Source organism: Streptomyces sp. NPDC037271 (genome assembly GCF_055603605.1).
The window spans coordinates 1-5338 of record NZ_JBVJVN010000049.1; the positions used below are offsets into that span (position 1 = coordinate 1).

General features: G+C 65.0%; 1 protein-coding gene. It reads left to right on the forward strand.

The features are described 5' to 3' along the window. Nucleotides 1-232 precede the first annotated feature (232 nt). The coding region (locus ACZ7G3_RS35625; protein WP_470930856.1) for a scabin-related ADP-ribosyltransferase at nt 233-5338 on the forward strand (5106 nt) is incomplete at its 3' end.

A 5338-nucleotide genomic window follows, 5' to 3' on the forward strand; every position in this document is an offset into this window, starting at 1 on the left:
GAGCTTGATGGGGAAGTTCGAGAATCCTCAATCGCACATCGTCATCACCTCCGACCATCTCCAGCAGATCGCAGACGTACTGACCCCCTACCTTCCTATTGGTGCCCGCGCCCTTCAGGACCGGTTCCCTGTTGCTGGCGCTGCCGGGGGTGAGGCAGACGCGGGCGTGGAGCGGCCGACCACCCGACCTGCTACGGAGTCGGCTGCCCTTTCCGACGATGTTTCCCCTGCTGTGACGCAGGAGACGCGAGTCAGCGGCGACGCCGTGGTGGATGCGGCGCCTGCGGTGGACTACCGCATGGTGCACGAACTGGATCGCGACTATGTGGTGGAAAGCCTTAAGGGGGAGAAGCTGTGGCGGTTCTCGAACCACCCGCCGGAGGAGATCTTCCGCGAGGGTTTCCACGCTGACAACCCCGAGAACGTTGTGGATCTTTTTGACTGGTCGTGTGAGAATCCCGATGCGCAGTTCGTCTCGACCACTCGTAATCAGGACTTGTGGTTCAAAGATCACAAGGGCGAGAAGCGTTATCGATATGGGATTGACTCGTCGCGTAACGGTGACCCTACCGGTGTTGATGTCAATGCCACTTTCGATCGGGCAAAACTGTGGCATGCCTTCCCTGAGGAGCAGGAGGTTGCTTTCACGGGATTGATCGATGCACGGGCTGTTGTGAGTGTCTACGACAGGGAGCTGGGTCGTACTGGTACGTGGAATCCGGACACTGATGAGGTTAAGTGGCGGAAGGGTGTCCACGACGCCCCGTCCGAGAGCCTGTCGGAGTTTGCGGAGCTGGATCGTACTGGTACGTGGAATCCGGACGCTGATGAAGAGGACGCGGACGTTATCGCTCTGGCCGATCTGGCCGAGGAGTACTCGGGGCCGGCCGTGCATGACAGTGTCGAGGTGCCCCGAACGTCCCAGACGGAGTCTGCGGACAGTGGCCTCGTTGCGGGGGGTGGCAAGCGGCACGGTGGTTCGGAGCCTTCGGCAGACGAGGACGACACCGATCGAAGCGCACAGCATGGGCCGAAGCGGCGCCGTATCGAGGTAGAGGCCGTCACCGGCGGTGGTGGCGAGGGCGTGGGAGACGAGGGCGCGAGCAGCGGCCAGGCAGACCCGGAAGCAGCATCCGCGGCCTTCGATGCGCTGCTCGGGTCGGAGTCCGGTCCACAGTCTGTTTCGACGGGCGGGCCTGCCGACGTGGACATGGAGGGCTCGGAGGAGTTCGCGGGTTCGGCTGGATCGGTGGGGCTTTCGTATGCGGTGGGTGAGGCTGCGTCCGGTGCAGTTGGTGCCTCGGACATGGTGCAGCAGGCCGAGACTGATGAGCAGACCGTGCCGGAGGCTGTCGATGCCGCACGGCGGGCGGGCCCCGGTGTGTTGTCCCTGGGTGATGGCCGGGTTGAGGACTCCTCGACGCAGGCTGGTGGGGCTGAGGCGGTGCCTTCGGCGGGTCCGAGTGTGCTGTCGGAAGGTTCGTCTCCGGGCCGGTTGTTGGGTTCGGGTGAGGTGCGTACTGATCGTTTCATCCCGCGGTCGGGGGAAGCGTTCGTCGTGGAGGTTGGCGAGGGCGGGTTGCCTGGTCGGGTACTGCCGGGCGGGTCGCGTAAGTCGGGTGAGTGGACGGAGGTCGGGTTTCTTTGGGAGTGGTATGCCGGTGACCGGCCCGGTCAGGAGACGGTCCGCCTGACCCGCCGGATCTTCCTCGACGACCAGGGTGTGGATTCGGGTCGGGTGGAGGTGATGCGGCGCAACGCCTTCGCGGGTTTGGCGGAGTTGAACGCGCAAGGGAGCCGGTTGCCGGCTGTCCAGCCGGAGGGTCTGGTCCATGGCCCGCATCTGCCGGGGCCGCGGTTGGAGCTTGCGGTGGAGTTCGTCGATTCCGAGGCGGACGCGCATGACGTGGTCCAGGTCAAGGACGGGCAGCCTCAGGCCCCTGGGGACATGGTGCAGAACGTCTGGTACACGCAGGCGTCTCGTGTGCTGCTTGCCCATGAAATCGCGCACGGTTACGGGCCCCGTGATGTACAGGCCCATGATGATGGGGCCCGTGATGGTGAGCGGGCCTTGTTGGCGTCGCCGCGTGATGAGCAGGGTCGGCCGCTGGGGGTGCGGCTGACTTCTCATGGGGATGAGGCGCAGCAGGCGGGTGAGGGCCGATGGGATCTGATGGGCCCGATCAACCTCGGTGAGCCGGGGCGGTCCTACGGGCTCACGCCTCATGAGCTCGGGCAGATCGCCGACATCCTGAGCCCCTTCCTCCACCACGGAGTCGGGGCTCCGAAGCCCCGTGTCGTGCAGGAGACGGCGTATGCGCGGCCGGCAGCCCCGGTCCGTTCCGACGAGGGGCTCGGGTTCGAGGACGGGCTCGGGTTCGATGTGGATATGGAGTCCGGGGACTTCGGGGACTTCGGTGTGTTTCCCGGTGATGACGGGGAGGTCGTGGGGTCGCGGGCGTGGGCTGGCGGGTCGGTGGATGAGGACGCGGCCGTTTTCGCTCTGGCCGAGGAGTACTCGGGGCCGGCCGTGCGTCCGGGTGCCCAGGCTGTTGCTCCGGCGGCGGACGGGGTGGATGACAGTGTCGAGGCGCCCCGAACGTCCCAAACGGAGTTTGCGGAGAGTGGCCTCGTTGCGGGGGGTGGCAAGCGGCACGGTGGGTCGGAGCCTTCGGTAGAGGAGGACGACACCGATCGAAGCGCACAGCATGGGCCGAAGCGGCGCCGTGTCGAGGTTGAGGCCGTCGCCGGCGGTGGTGGCGAGGGCGTGAGAGAGGAGGGCGCGGACAGCGATCAGGCAGCGCTGGAAGGAGCATCCGTGGCCATCGCTGCGCTGTTCGGGTCGGACTTCGGTCCGCAGTCTGTTTCGCCGGGCGAGCCTGCCGACGTGGACATGGAGGGCTCGGAGGAGGTTTCTGCCGGGCTGCGCGCGCTCCTGGACGAGGCGCGCTTGGACGAGTTGGAGGACCCGCCGGCAGCGGGGTTCGTGGATACGGTCACGGCTGCGCTGCTCGGGTCGGAGTCCGATCCGAGACCTGTTTCGCCGGGCGAGCCTGCGGAGGTGGGTGCGGACGAGTGGGCCGAGGTGGCTGCGCTGCTCGGGTCGGAGTCCGATCCGAGCCCTGTTTCGCCGGGCGAGCCTGCCGACGTGGACCTGGAGGGCTCGGAGGAGTTCGCGGGTTCGGCTGGATCGGTGGGGCTTTCGTCTGCGGTGGGTGAGGCTGCGTCCGGTGCAGTTGGTGCCTCGGACCGGGGCGGGGCCGGCAGTGATGTGCGGCTGGGGCTGAAGGAGGCCGTTGATGATCTGAGGTCCAAACTGAGGTCGCTGAACGACCTGTTCGACGAGATTGGTGCAGGTATTGACGACAGGGCGGCCATCCAGGACGAGGACTGGGAATTCGTGTCGTCCAAGGTGGTGGACGCGATCCATCGTTATCGGGAAAAGTACCGCGATGCGCCGCGGTACGCAGACGGGGTGAAGGTCGCTCGGGAACAATTGAAGTCGCTGCTTAAGTGGAAGACGTACGTATACATCGCCGGCCACCTTGGAGACGGCACCACGGCGAAGCAATTGTCAAATTTCAATAGATATCGAATACGTCTGCCATTGGCGACCTTGAAGAGGATTGATGGTCTGTATGCGGCTGAGGTGGGGACGGAACTGCCAGTGGAGCCGCTTGGCCCGCAGCAATCCTTCTTGAAGGAGGCCGTGGATGATCTGGTGCCCAAACTGAGTTCGCTGAATGCCCTGCGCAAGGAGCTCGAGAGGCTTGGTGTCCGTCCCCGTGATGGCGACATGACGGCCATCAAGGACGAGGAATGGGACCGGGTGTCGTCCAAGGTGGTGGAAGCGATCCATCTTTTGCGGGACACGTACCGCGATGCGCCGCAGTTGAAGGTCGCTCGGCAGCAATTGGAGTGGCTGCACAAGGAGAGGGAGTTCGCATACATTGCCGACTACCTTGGAGACGGCACCACGGCGAAGAAATTGGAAGAGTGCAGGTATGGTAGGGGCATTCTGCCATTGGCGACCTGGATGAGGATTGCTGATCTGTATGCGGTTGCGGGGGGGCCGGAACTGCCAGTGCAGCGGCTTCACCCGCAGCGGTCATTCTCGGAGGACGTTCCTGCCGGGCTGAGCGCGTTCCTGGACGAGGCGCGCTTGGACGAGTTGGAGGACCTGCCGGCCCCGGTCCCTTCCGACGAGGGGCTCGGGTTCGACGAGGGGCTCGGGTCGGAGTCCGATCCGAGGGCGGCCGCGCACCCTGTTGCTGGCGCTGCCGATGGTGAGGCAGACGCGGTGGTGGTGCGGCCGACCGCCCAACCTGCTACGGAGTCGGTTGCCCTTTCCGACGATGTTTCCCCTGCTGTGACGCAGGAGACGCGAGTCAGCGGCGACGCCGCGGTAGATGCGGCGCCTGCGGTGGACTACCGCATGGTGCACGAACTGGATCGCGACTATGTGGTGGAAAGCCTTAAGGGGGAGAAGCTGTGGCGGTTCTCGAACCGTCCGCCGGAAGAGATCTTCCGCGTGGGTTTCCATGCTGACGACCCCGAGAGCGTTGTGGATCTGCGGAAATGGGCGAGACGTAATCCCGCAGCGCAGTTCGTCTCGACCACTCGTGATCGTGAATTGTGGCATCGTTCGAGCCGCTTTCGATATGGGATTGACTCGTCGCGTAACGGTGACCCTACCGGTGTTGATGTCAATGGCACTTTCGATCGGCAAGCAGCGTGGAATTCCTTCCCTATGGAGCGGGAGGTTACTTTCACGGGATTGATCGATGCACGGGCTGTTGTGAGTGTCTACGACAGGGAGCTGGATCGTACTGGTACGTGGAATCCGGACACTGATGAGGTTGAGTGGCGGGAGGGTGTCCACGACGCCCCGCCCGAGAGCCTGTCGGAGTTTGCGGAGCTGGATCGTACTGGTACGTGGAATCCGGACGCTGATGAATCGGGGCCTGGTGCCCGTCCGGTCGGCCAGGTCAACACTTCGCCCCAGTCTGCGGCTGGTGACGGCTCCGGTGATGTGGTTGCTGCGGGTGTGGTGCAGCAGGCCGAGATCAATGAGCAGACCCTGCCAAGGGATATAGGTGCCGTGCGGCGACCGAGCCCGGGAGTGTCCCTGGAGAGTGATGGCCGGGGTCAAGGCTCCTCGACGGGGAGCGAGGGCCCTGGCCGGGAACAGGGCATCGCGCTGGTGGCCGGCCTGTCGGCCGAAGGTGAGGAAGTCTCGAGTGAGGCTGGTGGGGCTGGGACGGTGCCTTCGGCCGCTCCGAGTGTGCTGTCGGGGGGTTCGTCCGGTCCGGGCCGGTTGTTGGGCTCGGGTGAGGTG